The 838-nt window shown below is 39.3% G+C and carries 1 protein-coding gene; it reads left to right on the top strand.

Annotated elements, in window-relative coordinates:
- Positions 1-838: hypothetical protein (locus BWI97_RS27955; protein WP_199182143.1), on the top strand; the 838-nt coding region annotated here is incomplete at both ends.

The following is an 838-nucleotide window of genomic DNA, read 5'->3' as shown; positions in this document are numbered from 1 at the left end:
TAGAAGCATCTCAAGAGTCGGTAGCGTGGCTACTCAGAGCATTACCCAACACACAGGATACAAAGAAGTATGACTACGATTCTTTAGATTATTCATTATTGAATTTTGTCAACCGAGCTGATGTAGAGTCAGTTAGTAAGCTGGTTGAAGGCATTGATCTACTTTTACATCGTCAGCCTATTGTCGAAAGCAGTTTCTATGAGCTCTCAAAGCAGTACGGCTGGCTAGTAAATGTGAGTATCAAAGCCATTGAAAAGTTAATCATCAATCGGCACCCTGCCGCCTTAACTTCAGCTAGTCTATTCGCACTTACCCTAATACCTATTTATTATAGATTTGGAAACTCTCCGAGTTGGTCCCCCAATCATAATCTTTCTACCTTAATTCCTGAATGGCGGGAATTAAATCACGCTCTATTTTGGAAACATATTGAAGAAACCCGAAAAAGTAATGAAAGGCATGAGAGAAAACCTTTAACTAACTTTTGGCAAGTCACTGGGTTAAACGAGTACTGGAAGTTTACAGAAAAAGATTTTCATCGTGTTTTAAATGATATTTCCTTAAGATTACTTTTAGATGACCAGTTGGTCGCTCTATCCCTAGCTTTTTACTTGTATACTCAAAATGATCGGCCATCAAATTGGTTAAATGAACTAAAGAAAGCAATAGTACATCAGCCAGCCTTAACAGCAAAATTGGATGGGCTTCTGAATCCGCCACCTCCATCCGAAGAATGGATCAAACTTATAGAGAGCGAAGAGCAATGGAAACGAGAAGCGGAAGAAGAAGAAAATAAGCGACAACAGGAGCATGCGGATGATATAGGATGGCTTAAAGA

The organism is Siphonobacter sp. BAB-5405 (genome assembly GCF_002872335.1).
In the GTDB taxonomy this organism is placed as follows: Bacteria; Bacteroidota; Bacteroidia; order Cytophagales; family Spirosomataceae; genus Siphonobacter.
The sequence above is the reverse complement of the archived record's forward strand: the minus strand, read 5'-3'. Positions and strand labels throughout refer to the sequence as shown.